The following is a 1,019-nucleotide window of genomic DNA, read 5'->3' as shown; positions in this document are numbered from 1 at the left end:
CGTCGAAGCGCTCGCGCAGGTTGCGGCCGCTGCCCGCAGGCGCCTCGCTGCCTTCGGGCAGGGGCGCGAGCGGGCCGGCCGGGGCCAGGTCTTCAGTGCCCAGCAGGAAGCGCGCCCGCGTCATGGCCTGGTGCTCCCAGGTCCAGGCGGTGTTGCTGCCGCGCCGTTGCTGGTAGTTGGCGTACGCGGTGAAGCTGGTCACCAGCAGGCCCGAATTGCCGTTGGGCCGCAGGGCGGTGTCGATCTCGAAGAGGTCGCCCTCGGCGGTCTTCACCGTGAGCCAGTTGATGAGCTTGCGCACGAAGGCCGAATACACCTCGGGCGCGCGGTCGTCGTCGTCGTCGAACACGAAAACGATGTCCAGGTCGCTGCCGTAGCCCAGCTCCTTTCCGCCCAGCTTGCCGTACCCGATGATGGCGAACTGCGGCACCTCGCGGTGGCGGTTCTTCAGGCGGCTCCAGCACCACTGCGCGGTCACGCGCAGCACGCTGTCGGCCAGGGCCGAGAGGTCGTCGGCCACCTGCTCCACGGTGATGCGGCGCTCCACGTCGCGCGCCAGCGTGCGGAAGGTCTCGGCATGGTGGGCGCGGCGCAGCAGGTTCAGCAGGGTCTCGTCGTCGTCCTCGCCGGTCGATTGCAGCGAAGCGATGCGCAGCCCCAGTTCGTGCTCGAAGTCCTGCGGCACGAAGCGTTCGGCCAGCAGCGCGTCGCCCGCCAGTTCGTCGATCACGCCGGGGTGTTGCAGCATGTAGCGGGCGGGCCACTGCGCGGCGCCCAGCAGGTGCAGCAGGTGCTCGTGGACCGAGGGGCGCTCCAGCAGCAGCGCCAGGTAGATGTCGCGGCGCAGCAGCGATTCGAGCCAGCCGATCAGCCGCACCACGGCGTCTTCGTTGACCTGGCCCTCGGCCAGCCAGCGCGCGGTGCGTTGCACCAGCCGCAGCAGCCGCTCGCGCGACTCGTCGCTCAGGGACTGCACGCGCGGGTGCGTGCGCCATTCGGCGACGCGCGCGCGCACGGTG

1 protein-coding gene is annotated in these 1,019 nt (G+C 70.9%); it reads right to left on the bottom strand.

The features are described from left to right. The coding region (locus tag AC27IQ_RS25590; RefSeq protein WP_487091310.1) for a DUF294 nucleotidyltransferase-like domain-containing protein at positions 1-1,019 on the bottom strand (1,019 nt) is incomplete at both ends.

It is taken from the genome of Acidovorax sp. KPB24-07 (genome assembly GCF_057543315.1).
Note: the sequence above shows the minus strand (reverse complement) of the source record. Positions and strands in the feature narration are given on the sequence as shown.